We start from the raw sequence: 461 nt of genomic DNA on the forward strand, positions 1-461 counted from the left end.
CCGCGCGGGGATCGCCTGGTCATGGACGCACCGTTCGGCTCGTGGGGCACGCAGACGTTCATCGCGGGGCTCACCGCCAATGCCATGATTGCGCCGTGGGTGATCAAGGGTGCTATGGATGGCTTGGCATTCGCGACCTATGTCAAAAAGGTGCTGCTTCCGGAACTGGCCCCCGGAACCGTGGTCATTCTGGACAACCTCGCCACACACAAGAACGCCGCCGCGGCCAAAGCCATGCGCGACGCCGGGTGCTGGTTCCTGTTCCTGCCGCCGTATTCCCCTGATCTGAATCCCATAGAAATGGCGTTCTCAAAGCTCAAAGCCCACCTCAGGCGCATCGGCGCGAGGACGTTCACGGACATGTTCGAGGCCATAGCAGAGGTCTGCGATCTCTACTCGCCACAAGAATGCTGGAAATACTTCAAGGCTGCTGGATATGTCTCAGGTTAAAGGCGGAATGC

General features: G+C 59.7%; 1 protein-coding gene. It reads left to right on the top strand.

The features are described from left to right. A partial coding sequence (locus C6W92_RS17485; RefSeq protein WP_164989300.1) for a transposase occupies positions 1-450 on the top strand: 450 nt, incomplete at its 5' end. Positions 451-461: the final 11 nt, after the last annotated feature.

This window comes from Roseovarius sp. A46 (assembly GCF_004126395.1).
Lineage (GTDB): Bacteria > Pseudomonadota > Alphaproteobacteria > Rhodobacterales > Rhodobacteraceae > Roseovarius > Roseovarius nitratireducens.